This window comes from Sphingomonas sp. SRI_018, assembly GCF_057586275.1.
In genome coordinates, this window is sequence record NZ_JBYCZO010000001.1 from 15,782 (window position 1) to 32,240 (window position 16,459).

A 16,459-nucleotide genomic window follows, 5' to 3' on the forward strand; every position below is an offset into this window, starting at 1 on the left:
ACCGGCTCAAGGCTTGTGGCGATTGCGAAATATCATGCTGCAGCGCGGCGGGCGGCGCGGTCGGTCAGGGCCTTGTCGTCGTCGATCGCCACCACGTCGAGCGCGCCGTCGGCCGCCTTGCGCGCGAGCAGCACGACGAACTCGCCGTCGATCTCGCCCACCTCGATGCGCGCGAGCGGCGGGCGGCGGCGCAGCTCCGCGGCGATCGCGTCCCAGCCGCCGGCCTTCTCGGCCGGCCGGCGCGCGGCGCGCTCGGCGGCGACCACGCCCTTGATGCCGCCCCGGAAGCTCTCGAGGAAGGCGACCAGCGCGGCCGGCTCGACCTGGCAGCGCTCGGCATGGGTCAGCACGGTGGCGAACTCGGTGAGTCGCGTCTTGTCGTAATCGGCGCCGAACACGAGCTTGACGATCGGCGTCATCGGCGCGCGTGCCTGCGCCTTGATCCCGGCCTCGTCGAGCAGCGCGGCATAGCCGTCCGGATCCTCGCCGGCAGCACGCGCGAACTCATAGGCGCGGGCGAGCGCGCGATAGAGCGCGGCGCGGCTGCGCGTCTCGGTCGAGGTCGCGGCGACCGCCCATTCGCGCGCGGCGGTCAGCCGGTCGGCGAGGGCGGCATCGGCCGGCAGCGGCTCCTCGTCCGGAAGCTGGATCGCCTCGCCGGCAACGCCCGAGCTCGGCCCGTCGGCCCATACCGGCGTGGTGGCAGGCGCAGCCGGTGCGGCGCGGTGCGCGGCGGCGAGGTCGGCGGTCAGCTTGGCCTGGGTATCGGCGTCGACCGTCTCCTTCCAGTTGATCACGCCGTAGATGAAATCGATCGTGTCCTCGTCCGAGGAGAAGGGCATCAGGATGCCGCGATAGAGCGTGTTGTGTCCGCGCGTGCCGACGAACTCGGCCTCGAAGCCGATCGGCGCTCGATTCGCGATGATCTGGAGATAATGGTCGGTGAGGCGCGACAGCAGCGAGCGGCCGGGCACCTCGGCGATGCGGCTGATGCCGGCGTCCACGCCGCATTCCTCGCGCAGCGCCCTGCCGAGGAACTGGATCTTCGGATCCTCGACGCTCCCGGTGAAGTCGAGCAGCACGCTGTGCGGCCCGAAGTCGGCGATCGAGGCGGGCTCCAGGTCCTCGATCGAGGGATAGGCGCGCCCGCGCAGCAGCGACACCCAGTGATTATAGGCGCGCACGTGCATCCGCCGCTCGTCGCCGCCGACGTCGAGCGTGGCCTCGCTCACCGTGCCGTCCCGATCCGGCCCGCCCCGATCCGGGGTTTCGCCGGTGTCGAACCGATCGTCGATGTCACGCGAGCTATCCATGCACCTGTCCTTCGCCGGACGCGGCGATGCCGCCTCCATTCGCGGGCAGGTCTGCACCGGATGTGGTAAACAGGGCGTAAAGCCGCGGCGCGGCCGCAACGCCGCTTGCGCGAGCGCCCCCGCACTGCTAAGCGCCGCCGCCTCGACCGGCCCGAGCGGCGCCGGCCGCGGGCCGCCTTAGCTCAGTTGGTAGAGCATCGCATTCGTAATGCGGGGGTCACAGGTTCGAGTCCTGTAGGCGGCACCAGCCTTCCACGGCTGTAAATTGTGCGCTTTTGCCGATTCTCGGTCACCACAATCACGCGTCCATTACCCGTTTTGGACAGCAAATGGACAGCGGACCATTTCAGCGCTTCTCCTATCACGTCACGAAAGCTGTTGGACAGCACGGCTTTGATTCGGTCATGAATTGAAGCGCAGCCAGCGCACCCAGGAGCGCGAAGCATGATCCCGGGTGTCGATCTGGAGAAACAGCGGAACGGGTATCCGCTTGTTCCGCAGGATTCCCGTTACTGAATTGAAGGTGAGAGTAGCGATGGGAGCGACGCCTTCGCGCTTCGGCATGACAAAGATCGTGCCTTCGCCCTTCGATTTGATGAGCATGTCGTATTGGATCGAATGGTCGATCCACTCCTGAGCATCGGGATCGAACACCCCATCATCGTTATAAGCGAGTCTGAGGCAGTAGGGGACGTTCACTTCTAAGCGAGTAAGGCGAAGATCCTCATCGAGTCGGTTCACAATTGTGATGTGGTCGCCGGAGCGTCGGAGCATAGGCAGAGCCGCGCGCCGTTCCTGGCGCCCCTTCGCTATCCAGCCTACGAAACTCCCGAAAGCTCCACCGACTGTAAATGCCAAGCTGGCGACACCGATCCAATCTGTAGAGCACACCACTATTATTCCCCTTGGTTGCGTCGAATGCTGACGCACGACACTCGTGGAGTCGAGATGCACGAATTCTCTCCCCGTCGTACTCCCCTAGCGGCATGGCGCCGGGCTGACGCCACAGCCTCCGTCATCCCGGCAACTATTCGATAGCGTCTTGACCGTCTTGGCGACGCTCACGCGAGCATCCGGAGGCCGCGAGTTGTTCGTTTTCCCAAGAGAATCGCAGCGCAGTGGTGAGCATGAAGACCATCAGCGAGCGCGCTTAGTCGCGCCCCTGGTTGCGCCGGTCGACGGCAAGCTGACCGAGCAGCATCGCAGGAATGGGATCGGGGCGTGCGCTGCTGCGCCTTCGGCAGCTCGCTCGATATGGATGCCTAATAGGCTAACATAGCCAACGACGGCTCGGTATCCGGATCGCAGACCACGCTGGTCTGAGACCAGCTCGCTTGCTGATTATGCCAGATTCGATGCTGGAACCACCCTGTTCAGGCTACATACGCAACGGATCGCCCGGCTTCAGGAGCGCCATCCTCCCCCGACAGCGCGGAGAAGACCTCGGCCACGCTGGCGACGTGCGGATAGCGCATGATCTCGAGATGCGACGCGGGCAACGTCACCGTCCGCACCGCTCCGCGCAGCGCCTGGCCCCAGCCCTGACGGCCGTCGTGATCGAGCAGCCGCTCCAGCGGATCGCGGACGCCGGCATGGATCAGCATCGTCGGTCCGCCGAAGGCTCCGATGCGATAGCGGCGCGTCGCGTCGATCATCGCCGCGGCCAGGTCGCGGCTGCGCGCCGACACCCAGCTCGGCGGCGCCGGCTGCGACCTCATCCAGGGTATCCACCGCGACACCATCGCCTTGTTCAGCAGCTGCCGCACCCCCGTGCTCCGCGCATAGGCGATCCCGTGCCTGACCAACCACGGCAGCCAGACCCGCGGCTCGAGGATTCGGTATCCGACCAATGCGTCGATGAGGACCAGCGTCACCTCTTCCCCCGCCGCCTCGAGCGCGCGCGCCAGGTCGAACGCGGCGACGCCGCCGAAGGAATAGCCCGCGATGCAATAGGGCCCCGTCGCCTGCAGCCCGCGGACCGTCCGCAGGTAGCGCGCGGTCAGCGTCTCCACGCTGAGCCGACCGGTCCGTTCCACACCGGGTGCGGGCGTCAGGCCGTAGATCGGCCGTACGTCCCTGAGCACGTCTGCGAGCGCCGTGAAGCTGACCGGCTGGCCGAACACGTCGGGAAGGCAGAAGATCGGCCGCCCACTGCCCCCGGCGTTGAGCACGCAGAAATCGCCGTCCTGTGAGGCATCGGTCAGCTCAAGGATCTGGGCGAGCGCGCGCGGCGTGCTGGCCTGCGCCATGATCGCCGGAGAGACCGGCCGGTCGAGCAGCTCCTCCAGCTCGAGCGTGAGATTGTAGGCGGACAGCGAATCCCCGCCGAGCGCGAAGAAATCGTCGTCGACGCCGATGTCATGACGATGCAGCCCCCTCGCGAAGGCGGCGACGACCAGCGCTTCGAGCGGCGTGGCCCCGGCCGGCGCATCCTCCTTCGCCGGGAAATCGCCAGGATGGAGCGACGCCAGCGCCTGATGGTCGACCTTGCCGGACACGCCGCGCGGCAGCCGCGGCATCGGCATGATCCGATGCGGCAGCATATGCGACGGCAGCCAGCGCCCCAGCTCGCGAAGCGCCGCGGTCTCGTCGAAACCCGCTTCCACTTCGAGGAAGGCGATGAGCCGGTCGGGCCGGCCGTCCGCATGGAACCACTCGACCGCGGCCTCCACCACCAGCGGCAGCCCGCGCAGCGCATGTTCGATCTCGCCGAGCTCGACGCGCTGCCCGCGGATCTTGACCTGGCGCTCCCGTCGCCCGACGAACATCAGCTTGCCCGGCGCGCCGTAGAAGGCGAGATCGCCCGTCCGGTACATCGGCCGGGCCGGGTCGCTCCCCGGCTCGGGCACGAACCGCTCGCTGGTGAGCTCGGGGCGGTTCCAATAGCCGCAGGCGACACCGTCCCCGCCGATGCAGATCTCGCCGACCTCGCCCTCGGCAACCGGCTCGCCCGCCTCGTCGAGCAGATGGATGCGCGCCCCGGCCACCGGCTCGCCCAGCGGCGGGTCCTCGCGCGTCCCGCGCGGCACCGGCGCGATCGTCGCGACGATCGTCGCCTCGGTCGGCCCATAGTGGTTGTAGAGCCGCTCGATCCGCGACAGCCGGTAGAGCCGCTCGACGATCTTGGCCTGCAGCACCTCGCCGCCGCAGTTGATCGCCCGCACCGTCTCGGGGATCGCACCGCGCCGCGCCAGCCCGTCCATCACCGACGGCGGCCCCTGGACGAGCGTGGGGCATTCGCCGTGCCGGAACGGTTCGAGCAGGCTCTCCTTCAGGACCACGCAGCCGCCCCAGGACAGCGGCCCGAAGATCTCGATCACCGAGGGGTCGAAGGTGATGGAGGTGGTCGCGGCGATCCGCTCCAGGTCGCCGGCATCCATGGTCGACGCCATCCAGTCGATGATCCCCATCGCGCTGTGCCGCAGCATCACGCCCTTGGGAACGCCGGTCGAGCCGGAGGTGTAGATGATATAGGCGAGGTCGCGATGATCGCCCGCCGGTTCGAGCGGGTCCGCGGACAATGTGTCCGTCGCGGCCGGAAGCGTCTCGACCCGGCAGCCGCTGTCCGCGAACAGCGCCGCCGCGCTCGCCGCGTCGGTCAGCAGGATCGCGGCGCCGCTGTCGCGCAGCAGGAAGTCGAGCCGGTCGGGCGGCTGTCTGAGATCGAGCGGCACATAGGCGCCGCCCGCCTTCAGGATCGCGAGCAACGCCACGATCAGCTCGGCCGTGCGCGGCAAGGCGACGGCGACGCGCACCTCGCGATCGACGCCGATATTGCGAAGGTGGCGGGCAAGCCGGTTGGAGCGCCGATCCAGCGCGCGATAGGTGAGCGCCTGTCCCGCGCACAGGACGGCGATCCTCTCCGGCGTTCGCGCAGCCTGCTCTACAAAGGCCGCGTCCAGCCGCCTTTCCCTGGTAGAGGGGGCGGGGTCCTTAATATCGTCTCGCTCGTAAGCATGATGACTTAATTGGCGGTATTTCATGCCGCCTCCCGTCCTCTGGCCGTTATTGTGTTGCTTCTGAGGCAATCGGTTTCAATGACGCATCGGGATTATGTATCGATGTCAGGAGTAGCTCCCGGATAGCCCGGAATCGCCGTTCCGGCGGATCATGCGGACCTTGGGGGTCGGAAAGAAAGAAATGGGCGGGTGCGCTGGCGCATCCGGTTTTCGGGCTTAAATCAGCGGCCGCATCATCATGACCGGAGGGACAGCATGACCGACGCCGCCGACAGCGCGAACAACCAGCCGCCGGGCTATGTTCCGCCCAGCGTCTGGACCTGGGACCAGCCGAGCGGCGGGACCTGGGCCAGCATCAACCGTCCGATCTCCGGCGCGACGCATGAGGCGGCGCTGCCGGTCGGCGATCATCCGCTCCAGCTCTACTCGATGGGCACGCCCAACGGGCAGAAGGTCACGATCATGCTCGAGGAGCTGCTCGCCGCCGGCCATGCGGGCGCGGAGTACGACGCCTGGCTGATCGACATCGGCAAGGGCGACCAGTTCGGAAGCGGCTTCGTCGGGGTCAATCCCAACTCCAAGATCCCGGCGCTGATGGATCACTCCACCACCCCGCCGACGCGCCTGTTCGAGAGCGGCTCGATCCTCTTCTACCTCGCCGAGAAGTTCGGCGCCTTCCTGCCGACCGAGCATCACAAGCGCGCCGAGACGATGAGCTGGCTGATGTGGCAGATGGGCTCGGCGCCCTTCGTCGGCGGCGGCTTCGGCCATTTCTACGCCTATGCGCCGTTCAAGATCGAATATGCCATCAACCGCTATGCGATGGAGGCCAAGCGCCAGCTCCACGTCCTCGACACGCGGCTGGCGCGCCACCAATTCGTCGCCGGCGACGACTACACCATCGCCGACATGGCGATCTGGCCCTGGTACGGTGCGCTGGTGCTCGGCGACGCCTATCGCGGCGACGGCTATGACGCGCAGCAGTTCCTGGGCGCCGGCGAATATGAAAACGTCCAGCGCTGGGCCGAGCAGATCGCCGCGCGCGAGCCGGTGAAGCGCGGCCGCATCGTCAACCGCACCGCCGAGGGCAAGCTGCGCGAGCGCCACGCCGCGAGCGACTTCGACCGGATCGGCGCAGCCGCGGGCGAGCCGGTCTGACCGCGCCCGTGATCCGGCTGGAAGGCGTCCACAAGACCTTCACCGGCGGCCGCCACGCAGCGCTGGCGGCCGTCGACCTGGAGGTCGCGCGCGGCGAGGTGTTCGGGATCATCGGCCGCTCCGGCGCGGGCAAGTCGACGCTGGTGCGGCTGCTCAACGGCCTCGAGCGGCCGAGCGCGGGGACGGTGTCGATCGACGGCACCGACGTCGCCGCGCTGGACGGGGAGGGGATCCGCACGCTCCGCCGCCGCGTCGGCATGATCTTCCAGAACTTCGGCCTGCTCGCCTCGCGCACCGTCTCCGCCAACGTCGCGCTGCCGCTCCGGATCGGCGGCGCCGATGCCGCCACCATCGCCGCGCGCGTGCCCGAGCTGCTCGCCCGCGTCGGCCTCGCCGACCACGGCGACAAATACCCGGCGCAGCTCTCGGGCGGGCAGAAGCAGCGCGTCGGCATCGCCCGCGCGCTCGCCACCGGCCCCGACATCCTGCTGTGCGACGAGGCGACCAGCGCGCTCGATCCCGAGACGACGCGCAGCATCCTCGCCCTGATCGCCGACCTCAACCGCGAGCTCGGCCTGACGATCGTGCTGATCACCCACGAGATGGAGGTGGTGCGCCAGGTCTGCGACCGCGTCGCGGTGCTCCACGCCGGCCGCGTCGTCGAGAGCGGCAGCGTCGCCGACGTCTTCCTCGATCCCCAGGCGCCCGAGACGCGCGCGCTGCTCGCCGAGACCGACGATCATCCCGAGCCGGTCGGCTTCACGGGCCAGGTGATCCGGCTCACCCTGCGCGGCGGGGCGGTGTGGCAGCCGGTGCTGACCCGGATCGCGCGCGAGACCGGCACCGACTTCGCGATCCTCGACGGCCGCATCGGCCGGCTCAAGGACCTGAGCTTCGGCCAGCTCACGCTGGGCCTCACCGGCGGCGACGTGACCGCGGCGATCGACGCCCTGCGCGCGCATGGCGAAGTTGACGCGCTCCGCGCCGGGGGCGAAGTGGTGGCCTCATGAACGACTGGTTCGTCAACATCGACTGGGCCGACATCGGCCAGGCCAGCCTCGACACGCTGGTGATGCTCGGCGGCTCGCTGGTGCTGACGGTGCTGCTCGGCCTGCCGCTCGGCATCGCGCTGTTCCTGACCGGACCCGGTCAGGTCTGGGAGAGCCGGCTCGGCAACGGCGTGCTTGCGCTGGCCGTCAACCTGCTGCGCTCGGTGCCCTTCATCATCCTGCTGATCGTGATGATCCCTTTGACAGTGCTGCTCGTCGGCACCTCGCTCGGCGTCGTCGGCGCGATCCCGCCGTTGGTGGTCGGCGCCGCGCCCTTCTTCGCCCGCCTGGTCGAGACCGCGCTGCGCGAGGTCGACCGCAACACGGTCGAGGCGGTGCAGGCGATGGGGGCGACCACCCGCGACCTCGTGCTCCGCGCCCTGCTGCCGGAGGCGCTGCCGGGCATCGTCGCCGGCGTCACCGTCACCGCGATCGCGCTGGTCTCCTTCACCGCGATGGCCGGCGCGGTCGGCGCGGGCGGGCTCGGCGACCTCGCCATCCGCTTCGGCTATCAGCGCTTCCAGACCGACGTGATGCTCGTCACCGTCGTGCTGCTGCTGGTCATCGTCCAGCTTCTCCAGATGGCGGGCGACCGGCTCGTCCGCCATTTCAGCCACCGATAAGAGAAAGGCCGCTCCCATGAACCGACGCATCCTGCTGGCGGCGCTCGGCGCCCTTGCGCTCGCCGGTTGCGGCGGCGGCAAGCCCGGTGCCGGCGACCCGGACACGCTCACCGTCGCCGCGACCGCGGTGCCCCATGCCGAGATCCTCGAGTTCGTGAAGCCGATGCTGGCGCGCGAGGGCGTCAAGCTCGATGTCCGGGTGTTCAACGACTATGTCCAGCCCAACGTCCAGGTCTCCGAAGGGCGGATCGCGGTCAATTATTTCCAGACCGGCCCCTATCTCGACGAGTTCAACAAGGCCAAGGGCACGCATCTGGTGAAGATCGCCGGGGTGCACATCGAGCCGCTCGGCGCCTATTCGCGCAAGTGGAAGGCGCTGGGCGAGCTGCCCGACGGCGCCACCGTCGCCATCCCCAACGAACCGAGCAACAGCGGCCGCGCGCTGCGGCTGCTCGCCGGGGAGGGGCTGATCACGCTGCGCGACCCGAACGACATCACCGCCACGCCCAAGGACGTCGTCCAGAACCGCAAGCAATTGAAGTTCCGCGAGATCGAGGCGGCGACGCTGCCCCGCGTGCTCGACCAGGTCGACCTGGCGCTGATCAACACCAACTACGCGCTCGACGCCGGCCTCGACCCCACCCGCGACGCGCTCGCGATCGAGGGGAAGGACAGTCCTTACGTCAACTATGTGGTGGGGCTGGAAAGCGAGCGGAACGATCCCAGGGTGCAGAAGCTCGTCACGGCGCTGCGCAGCCCGGAGGTGAAGGGGTTCATGGAGCGCAAGTACGGCGGGGCTGTGGTGCCGGTGTTCTAGGGCGGATCGACATTCAGCAATTAGCCCCTCCCCTGAAGGGGAGGGGTTGGGGGTGGGGGAGTGCGGCAGGCTCTGTCGCTTGAGGCCAGGCCCCACCCCAACCCCTCCCCTGAAGGGGAGGGGCTTAAGACATGGCCACGCGACATGCTTGAATGTCGATCCGCTCTAGCGCGTACTCCACACCGGCAATGGCGTAGACGGAGCGCCCGGCCTCCGCGCGTTTCGATGCCCGGCCTCCGCGCGTTTCGATGAATGTCCGACAGTCTTCGATCAGCGACATGGTGCGATCTTCTACCGCCGCCGGCCTGACGCTATGATCCGCCATGCCTGAAGAATTCGCTGCGGACCCGCACGACGAACCTGCCCTTCCGCCGCGTGTCGCCTTGCTGTCGATCGTCGGTTTCTGGCTATTCTATTGCGCCATCGTCACGTTGCGCTCGGCGGTCATGGGAAAGACCGGCCAGCTCGACACGCTGGTGCGGCACCTGGAGCTCATGGTCTTCAGCATGGGCCTCACCTATCTGCTCTACCTGGTGCTGCGCAGGGTGGTGAGGAAGTCGCTGCGGCGTGGCATGATCGTCGCGGGCCTGCTCGCCGCGCCTGCGGCATTGGCCTTTTCGGCTGCCGACTGGGTGGTGTTTGAGGTCATGAAGTCGCCATGGCCCGCGATCGCCGCCAGTGCGGACAAGGCGCCTGCCGAGACGGAGCAGGCTCCGCCAGCCGGCAGGATGATGGTGGAGGTTGGAGGAACGAACGCCGACGACGCCAATATGGAAGTGATCAAGATGATCACGGACAACGCGGTCAACAGCTATTTCTTCTTCGTCGGCTGGGCAGCGCTCTACCTCGCGCTTCGCTATGCCGCGGAGGTCGGCGCGCTGGAACGCAAGAACGCGGCGTTCCGCGCTGCGGCGCAGGCGGCCGAGCTTCGGGCGCTCAGATACCAGGTCAATCCGCACTTCCTGTTCAACACGCTCAATTCGCTGTCTTCGCTGGTCATGTCCGACCGACGCCCCGCCGCCGAGCGCATGATCATCAATCTCTCGAGCTTCTTCCGGGCCAGCCTGGTCGGCGACCCGAGCGAGGATGTGCGGCTGGAGGAGGAGATCCGGCTTCAGCGCCTCTATCTCGAGATCGAACAGGTCCGCTTCCCCGTTCGGCTGCTCCTCGCCATCGACCTGCCCGACGACCTGCGCGATGCCCTTGTCCCCGGATTGATCCTGCAGCCGCTGATCGAGAACGCCGTCAAATATGGTGTGTCGCGATCGCGCCGCCCCGTCACGATCAGCATCCGCGCACGCAGCCAGGAGGGGCTTCTCCTTCTATCGGTGCAGGACGATGGCGAAGCGGGAGCGGCCGGCAAGGAGAGTGTCGGAGGAACCGGCCTGGGCCTGCGCAACGTCGCCGACCGCATTGCCGCGCGGTTCGGCGGTGGGGGCTCCTGCCGCGTGCACCCGCTCGACCCCGGCGGTTTCCTCGTCGACCTCACGATGCCGCTGACCTTCGATGCCCGGTGAACCTGCCTTGCGCACGCTGATCGTGGACGACGAGCCGCTCGCCATCGAACGGCTGGTCATGCTGTGCTCGCACGTCCCCAGCCTCTCGCTGGTGGGGACCGCGTCCGACGGGGAGATCGCGCTGCGGCTGGCCAAGGCGCTGTCGCCCGACCTCGTTCTTCTCGACATCGCCATGCCGCAGGTGGACGGCATGGATGTGGCAAAGACGCTCTCCACCGGGGAGCAGCCGCCCGCCATCGTCTTTTGTACGGCCTTCGACGGCTTTGCTCTGGCGGCGTTCGATGTTGCCGCGGTCGATTATCTGCTGAAGCCGATAACGTCCGAAGGACTGGTCCGGGCGGTTGCGCGCGCACGCCGGAAGATCGGCAGCCCCGAGCACCGCGCCGCCGTGCCGTCCGACCGGATCGAGGAATTCTGGGTTCCGTATCGTTCGGAAATGGTGCGCATCGCGGCGGTCGATGTCGATCGGATCGACGCGATGCGCGATTACATGTCCCTGCAGATCGGGTCGCGCAGCTTCCTGCTCCACCAGACGCTCGGCGACCTCGAGCGCCGGCTGGACCCGGCCATGTTCATCCGCGTCCACCGCTCGACGATCGTCAGGCGCGACTTCATCGCCAGGCTCCGCCATGACGGGCTCGGAATCTGGTACGTGATCCTGGCCAACGGGGCCGAGGTCCGGGTCGGCCGCTCGCATCTCGCGGCGGTAAAGGCGCTTGCGGGCAGGTAAGAGCCTGTCGACATTTGAAGTTGCAGGTCTGCCGTAATCCGGTTCCCGCCGTCACCCCGGACTTGTTCCGGGGTCCACTCAGCCTCACAGGCTGAGCTGGAACCTCTTGTCCGGTCCTTGCCTCCCGGTGGACCCCGGAACAAGTCCGGGGTGACGGTGAGGAGAGATGTCAGTCGCTTCCTTAATGTTGATCTGATCGATCGAAATCTCATCCTCGATGAGGTTCGAGCGAGCGGCCGGACCGGGCCGGTTATCGATCGTGTCTGCTTGTATCGGCCATGGCGACGCGATCGTTGCTTGCGCGCGAGGCCAAGGCGGCAATCCTGGGCTCTGCTTCGCGCGTCGCGGTCGTGCGGCACCGCGCGATTCCCGGCGGCGGCAAGAGGCCGACGCGCGGATAATCACCGCAAACCTGTTCCGCCGCACGGCGGACACGCGCTCGCGCCGCCCTGACACCCGCATCGGTCGAAAGGTCGAGGCCCCGCGTGGAGACGACGGCCCTGTGCGACGGTTTCATGTCCATCGCCGCCTCTGCGAAACTGGGCGAACCAAGGAAGGCGAGCGACAACAGTCCCAAATGTGCAATACGCATCACATCGTTCCCATGTTGTTGAGGTCAATCGCTCGCCCCCGAAAGGGCGGCGACTGATGAATATTCGATCGGGCGGGCGGAGGGGCGCGCTCTTCGATCAAGAGGATGGACCGTTCTATCAACCGCAACGGCGGACGATGAACGGCAGATGCGGTTCGATGAACAACGGGTACGGACGGCTCCGGCGGGCCTTCAGGCACGATGTCGGGCGCGGGAATTTCCCGAAACGCCCTTTTGCGAACGGCACTTTCCCGTTACCGATAGCGTTAACAGTTTCCGGGCCCGCACATCGGCGGGCGTTGCGGGAGAGAGGGGATGTTGGACGGCACGCGTCGCGGGCTCCTCGTCGGCATGGGCGGTGCGCTGGTGGCGGGCGCCGCCGCCGCGGTCACGCTGCGGCAGGGGACACCCGGCCGCAAGCTCGGCCTGGCGGTCGTCGGGCTCGGCAGCTACGCCACGCGCCAGATCATGCCGCGCCTCGCCGGCTGCGAGTCGATCAGGCTGACCGCGCTGGTCAGCGGCACGCCGGAGAAGCTGACACGCTACGGCACCGAATACGGCATCCCGAAGACGCACCACTACAGCTACGCCAACTACGACAGCATCCGCGACAATCCCGACATCGACGCCGTCTACGTCATCCTGCCCAACGCGCTGCACGCCGAATACACGATCCGCGCCGCCCAGGCGGGCAAGCATGTGCTGTGCGAGAAGCCGATGGCCGTCTCCGCCGCCGAGGCCGAGGCGATGGTCGCCGCCTGCCGCAAGGCGGGCCGCAAGCTGATGATCGGCTACCGCTCGCGCTTCGAGGCCTACAACCGCCACGCGATCGAGCTGGTCCGCTCGGGCTTCCTCGGCAAGCCGCGCCTGATCACCGCCGAATCGGGCTTCACCATCAGCCCCAACCAGTGGCGGCTCGACAAGCCGCTGTCGGGCGGCGGGTCGCTGATGGACATCGGCATCTACAGCCTCCAGGCGGCGCGCTACCTCTCCGGCGAGGAGCCGGTCGAAGTCAACGCGATGGAATCGACCGACCGCAGCGACCCGCGCTTCAGGACCGTCGAGGACCGCATCGACTTCCAGCTCAAGTTCCCGTCGGGCCTGATCGCCGACTGCGTGTCGAGCTACAGCTCCAACCACAATGCCCACCGCGTGACCGGTACCGAAGGCTGGGTGTGGATGGAGCCCGCCACCGTCTACGAGGGCCAGCAGATGTGGGTGCGCAAGGGCGGCAAGATGGAGCCGCGCGTGCTGCCGGCGCCGGCCAAGAACCAGTTCGTCGGCCAGCTCGACCATTTCGCCGAGTGCGTGCTGACCGACCGCGACCCGATCGTCCCCGGCGAGGAGGGCCTGCGCGACATGCGCCTGATCGAGGCCATCTACCGCGCGGCCAGGGAAGGGCGCACGGTGCGGATGACGGCGGCGTAGGAATTCAATCCTCCCCCGCCAGGGGGAGGTGGCACGCGAAGCGTGACGGAGGGGGAGGAAGCACACCGATAGCGCATCGCCGTCCTCCCCCTCCGTCAGCCTGCGGCTGACACCTCCCCCTGGCGGGGGAGGATTGAAAGGGGACCTCACTGCTGACACCATCCTGGCAACATCCCGCCCCGCTTCCTATCTCCCCTCTGGAATCCCCTCCAGAACGAAGATAGAACGTAGAGCATGGCCCTCACCACCATCTCCGTCCGCGGCGCGCGCGAGCACAATCTCAAGGACGTCTCGGTCGACATCCCCCGCGACACGCTGACGGTGATCACCGGCCTCTCGGGCTCGGGCAAGTCGAGCCTCGCCTTCGACACCATCTATGCCGAGGGCCAGCGCCGCTACGTCGAGTCGCTGTCGGCCTATGCCCGCCAGTTCCTCGAGCTGATGCAGAAGCCCGACGTCGACCATATCGAGGGGCTCAGCCCCGCGATCTCGATCGAGCAGAAGACCACCAGCCGCAACCCGCGCTCGACGGTGGCGACGGTCACCGAGATCTACGATTACATGCGCCTGCTCTGGGCGCGCGTCGGCATCCCCTATTCGCCCGCGACCGGCCTGCCGATCGCCGCGCAGACCGTCAGCCAGATGGTCGACCGCGTGCTCGCGCTGCCCGAGGGCACCCGCCTGCTCCTCCTCGCCCCCGTCGTCCGCGGCCGCAAGGGCGAGTACCGCAAGGAGCTGGCCGAATGGCAGAAGGCCGGCTTCCAGCGCGTCCGCATCGACGGCGAACTCTACGCGATCGACGAGGCCCCCGCGCTCGACAAGAAGTACAAGCACGACATCGAAGTGGTGGTCGACCGCATCGTCGTCCGCGACGACATCGCCTCGCGGCTGGCCGACAGCTTCGAGACCGCGCTCAAGCTGGCGGAAGGGCTGGCCTATGTCGACCTGGTCGACACGACGGTCGAAGCGGTGAGCCCGAACCGGGTGCGGGAGGCCCCACAGGCGTTCTCCTTCCAAAGCCCCTCCCCTGAAGGGGAGGGGCTTAAAGGCGGCATGAAAGGTGCCGGCGTCCCCGCCAACCGCATCGTCTTCTCCGAAAAGTTCGCCTGCCCCGTCAGCGGCTTCACCATCCCGGAGATCGAGCCGCGCCTGTTCAGCTTCAACGCCCCCCAGGGCGCCTGCCCGGCCTGCGACGGCTTGGGGGAAAAGCTGGTGTTCGACGAGGACCTCGTCGTCCCCAACCACGCGCTCAGCATCAAGAAGGGCGCGATCGTCCCCTGGGCCAAGTCCAACCCGCCGTCCCCCTATTACATGCAGGTGCTGGGCAGCCTCGCCCGCGAGTTCGGCTTCAGCCTCGACACCCCGTGGGAGGATCTGCCGCAGGAGCACCGCACCGTCATCCTCCACGGCACCGGCGGCCGCCCCGTCACCCTGACCTTCGTCGACGGCAGGAAGAGCTACGACGTCCGCAAGCCGTTCGAGGGCGTGATCGGCAACCTCAACCGCCGCATGCTCTCGACCGAAAGCGCCTGGATGCGCGAGGAGCTCTCCAAATACCAGTCGAGCCAGCCCTGCGAGGTCTGCCACGGCGCCCGCCTCAAGCCCGAGGCGCTGGCGGTCAAGATCGCCGGCGAGGACATCAGCCACGCCACCCGCCTGTCGGTGGTCGACGCGCTGCAATGGTTCGCCGCGCTCCCCGACCAGCTCACCGACCAGCAGCGCCAGATCGCCGAGCGCATCCTCAAGGAGATCCTCGAGCGCCTCGGCTTCCTCAACAACGTCGGCCTCGACTATCTCAACCTCGACCGCACCTCCGGCACCCTGTCCGGCGGCGAGAGCCAGCGCATCCGCCTCGCGTCGCAGATCGGCAGCGGCCTGTCGGGCGTGCTCTATGTCCTCGACGAGCCGAGCATCGGCCTCCACCAGCGCGACAACGACATGCTGCTGGCGACGCTCCGCCGCCTGCGCGACCTCGGCAACACCGTCCTCGTCGTCGAGCATGACGAGGACGCGATCCGCACCGCCGACTATATCATCGACATGGGCCCCGGCGCCGGCGTCCACGGCGGCGAGGTGGTGGCGAAGGGCACGCTCCCCGAGCTGCTCGCCAGCCACGACAGCATCACCGCCGATTATCTCAACGGAACGCGGGAGGTCCCGGTCCCGCCCAAGCGCCGCAAGGGCTCCGGCAAGAAGCTCACCGTGGTCGGCGCCACCGCCAACAACCTGCGCGGCGTCACCGCGAGCATCCCGCTCGGCACCTTCACCTGCGTCACCGGCGTCTCCGGCTCGGGCAAGTCGAGCTTCACCATCGACACGCTCTACGCCGCCGCCGCGCGCCAGCTGAACGGCGCCCGCCTGCTCGCCGGCAAGCACGACAAGATCACCGGCCTCCAGCACCTCGACAAGGTGATCGACATCGACCAGTCGCCGATCGGCCGCACCCCGCGTTCGAACCCAGCGACCTACACCGGCGCCTTCACCCAGATCCGCGACTGGTTCGCCGGCCTGCCGGAGAGCCAGGCCCGCGGCTACAAGCCCGGCCGCTTCAGCTTCAACGTCAAGGGCGGCCGGTGCGAGGCGTGCCAGGGCGACGGCGTGCTCAAGATCGAGATGCACTTCCTCCCCGACGTCTACGTCACCTGCGACGTCTGCCACGGCGCCCGCTACAACCGCGAGACGCTGGAGGTGAAGTTCAAGGGCCGCAGCATCGCCGACGTGCTCGACATGACGGTCGAGGACGCGGTCGAGTTCTTCAAGGCGGTGCCGCCGATCCGCGACAAGATGGCGATGCTGGCGGAGGTCGGCCTCGGCTACGTCAAGGTCGGCCAGCAGGCGACGACGCTGTCGGGCGGCGAGGCGCAGCGCGTCAAGCTGGCGAAGGAGCTGAGCCGCCGCGCGACGGGCAACACACTCTACATCCTGGACGAGCCGACGACGGGCCTCCACTTCGAGGACGTCCGCAAGCTGCTCGAGGTGCTCCACGCGCTGGTCGAGCAGGGCAACACGGTGGTGGTGATCGAGCACAACCTCGACGTCATCAAGACCGCCGACTGGATCCTGGACCTGGGGCCGGAAGGCGGCGTCAAGGGCGGCGAGGTGGTCGCCGAGGGCACCCCGGAAGATGTGGCGCGCGAACCGCGGAGCTTCACGGGCCGGTATCTGGCGCCGCTGCTGGAGAAGGGAAAGGCCGCGAAGGAGGCGGTGGCGGCGGAATAAACTCCCTCTCCCTTTGGGAGAGGGAAGGGGCCCGCCGCCGAAGGCGGTGGGAAG

General features: G+C 67.9%; 12 protein-coding genes and 1 tRNA gene. 9 read left to right on the plus strand and 4 right to left on the minus strand.

Translation table 11 applies throughout. The features are described from left to right. Nucleotides 1–32: 32 nt before the first annotated feature. Nucleotides 33–1,313, minus strand: coding sequence for a PAS domain-containing protein (locus tag AC2YHA_RS00085; protein WP_487399867.1), 1,281 nt, complete (start codon nucleotides 1,311–1,313; stop codon nucleotides 33–35). A 171-nt stretch (nucleotides 1,314–1,484) separates the two neighbouring features. On the opposite strand from AC2YHA_RS00085, the gene AC2YHA_RS00090 reads away from it, so the two are divergent. Then, a tRNA-Thr gene (locus tag AC2YHA_RS00090) sits at nucleotides 1,485–1,560 on the plus strand. A gap of 155 nt (nucleotides 1,561–1,715) precedes the next feature. Here the strand turns inward: AC2YHA_RS00090 and AC2YHA_RS00095 are convergent. Continuing rightward, on the minus strand, nucleotides 1,716–1,967 hold the full coding sequence (locus tag AC2YHA_RS00095; RefSeq protein ID WP_487399868.1) for a hypothetical protein: 252 nt from the start codon (nucleotides 1,965–1,967) through the stop codon (nucleotides 1,716–1,718). Nucleotides 1,968–2,686: 719 nt separating this feature from the next. Beyond that, nucleotides 2,687–5,296, minus strand: coding sequence for an amino acid adenylation domain-containing protein (locus AC2YHA_RS00100; protein WP_487399869.1), 2,610 nt, complete (start codon nucleotides 5,294–5,296; stop codon nucleotides 2,687–2,689). A 231-nt stretch (nucleotides 5,297–5,527) separates the two neighbouring features. Here AC2YHA_RS00100 and yghU point away from each other — a divergent pair, with 231 nt between their 5' ends. From yghU to AC2YHA_RS00130, 6 genes are all read left to right on the plus strand, one after another. After that, nucleotides 5,528–6,430, plus strand: coding sequence for a glutathione-dependent disulfide-bond oxidoreductase (yghU, locus tag AC2YHA_RS00105; RefSeq protein ID WP_487399870.1), 903 nt, complete (start codon nucleotides 5,528–5,530; stop codon nucleotides 6,428–6,430). 8 nt (nucleotides 6,431–6,438) lie between these two features. Further along, nucleotides 6,439–7,440: a methionine ABC transporter ATP-binding protein gene (locus AC2YHA_RS00110; RefSeq protein ID WP_487399871.1), complete on the plus strand. Its 1,002-nt coding sequence runs from the start codon at nucleotides 6,439–6,441 to the stop codon at nucleotides 7,438–7,440. Continuing rightward, nucleotides 7,437–8,102 carry a methionine ABC transporter permease gene (locus AC2YHA_RS00115; RefSeq protein ID WP_487399872.1) on the plus strand — a complete coding sequence of 222 codons (666 nt, stop codon included), beginning with the start codon at nucleotides 7,437–7,439 and terminating at the stop codon, nucleotides 8,100–8,102. The genes AC2YHA_RS00110 and AC2YHA_RS00115 overlap by 4 nt, the downstream gene beginning before the upstream one ends. 16 nt (nucleotides 8,103–8,118) lie before the next feature. Then, the gene (locus AC2YHA_RS00120) at nucleotides 8,119–8,919 is read left to right on the plus strand and encodes a MetQ/NlpA family ABC transporter substrate-binding protein (protein WP_487399873.1); all 801 of its coding nucleotides are present in this window, start codon (nucleotides 8,119–8,121) and stop codon (nucleotides 8,917–8,919) included. Nucleotides 8,920–9,242: 323 nt separating this feature from the next. Next, nucleotides 9,243–10,436, plus strand: a complete 1,194-nt coding sequence (locus AC2YHA_RS00125; protein ID WP_487399874.1) for a sensor histidine kinase — start codon at nucleotides 9,243–9,245, stop codon at nucleotides 10,434–10,436. Further along, nucleotides 10,426–11,166: a LytR/AlgR family response regulator transcription factor gene (locus tag AC2YHA_RS00130; RefSeq protein ID WP_233783595.1), complete on the plus strand. Its 741-nt coding sequence runs from the start codon at nucleotides 10,426–10,428 to the stop codon at nucleotides 11,164–11,166. Before AC2YHA_RS00125 ends, AC2YHA_RS00130 begins: the two co-directional genes overlap by 11 nt. A gap of 250 nt (nucleotides 11,167–11,416) precedes the next feature. On the opposite strand, the gene AC2YHA_RS00135 is transcribed toward AC2YHA_RS00130, so the two are convergent. After that, entirely contained in the window at nucleotides 11,417–11,758 is a 342-nt protein-coding gene (locus AC2YHA_RS00135; RefSeq protein ID WP_487399875.1) for a UrcA family protein, read from the minus strand. A gap of 315 nt (nucleotides 11,759–12,073) precedes the next feature. Between AC2YHA_RS00135 and AC2YHA_RS00140 the strand changes: the two genes are divergently transcribed. Further along, on the plus strand, nucleotides 12,074–13,186 hold the full coding sequence (locus AC2YHA_RS00140) for a Gfo/Idh/MocA family protein (protein ID WP_487399876.1): 1,113 nt from the start codon (nucleotides 12,074–12,076) through the stop codon (nucleotides 13,184–13,186). A 234-nt stretch (nucleotides 13,187–13,420) separates the two neighbouring features. Further along, nucleotides 13,421–16,405 (plus strand): excinuclease ABC subunit UvrA, encoded by a 2,985-nt coding sequence (uvrA, locus tag AC2YHA_RS00145; protein ID WP_487399877.1) that lies wholly within the window; start codon nucleotides 13,421–13,423, stop codon nucleotides 16,403–16,405. The last annotated feature ends 54 nt before the right edge of the window (nucleotides 16,406–16,459 follow it).

Coding starts and splice junctions, on each gene's coding strand:
- AC2YHA_RS00085 (WP_487399867.1), bottom strand. CDS start 1,313: ATGGATAGCTCGCGTGACATCGACGATCGGTTCGACACCGGCGAAACC.
- AC2YHA_RS00100 (WP_487399869.1), bottom strand. CDS start 5,296: ATGAAATACCGCCAATTAAGTCATCATGCTTACGAGCGAGACGATATT.
- yghU (WP_487399870.1), top strand. CDS start 5,528: ATGACCGACGCCGCCGACAGCGCGAACAACCAGCCGCCGGGCTATGTT.
- AC2YHA_RS00115 (WP_487399872.1), top strand. CDS start 7,437: ATGAACGACTGGTTCGTCAACATCGACTGGGCCGACATCGGCCAGGCC.
- AC2YHA_RS00120 (WP_487399873.1), top strand. CDS start 8,119: ATGAACCGACGCATCCTGCTGGCGGCGCTCGGCGCCCTTGCGCTCGCC.
- AC2YHA_RS00125 (WP_487399874.1), top strand. CDS start 9,243: ATGCCTGAAGAATTCGCTGCGGACCCGCACGACGAACCTGCCCTTCCG.
- AC2YHA_RS00130 (WP_233783595.1), top strand. CDS start 10,426: ATGCCCGGTGAACCTGCCTTGCGCACGCTGATCGTGGACGACGAGCCG.
- AC2YHA_RS00135 (WP_487399875.1), bottom strand. CDS start 11,758: ATGCGTATTGCACATTTGGGACTGTTGTCGCTCGCCTTCCTTGGTTCG.
- AC2YHA_RS00140 (WP_487399876.1), top strand. CDS start 12,074: ATGTTGGACGGCACGCGTCGCGGGCTCCTCGTCGGCATGGGCGGTGCG.
- uvrA (WP_487399877.1), top strand. CDS start 13,421: ATGGCCCTCACCACCATCTCCGTCCGCGGCGCGCGCGAGCACAATCTC.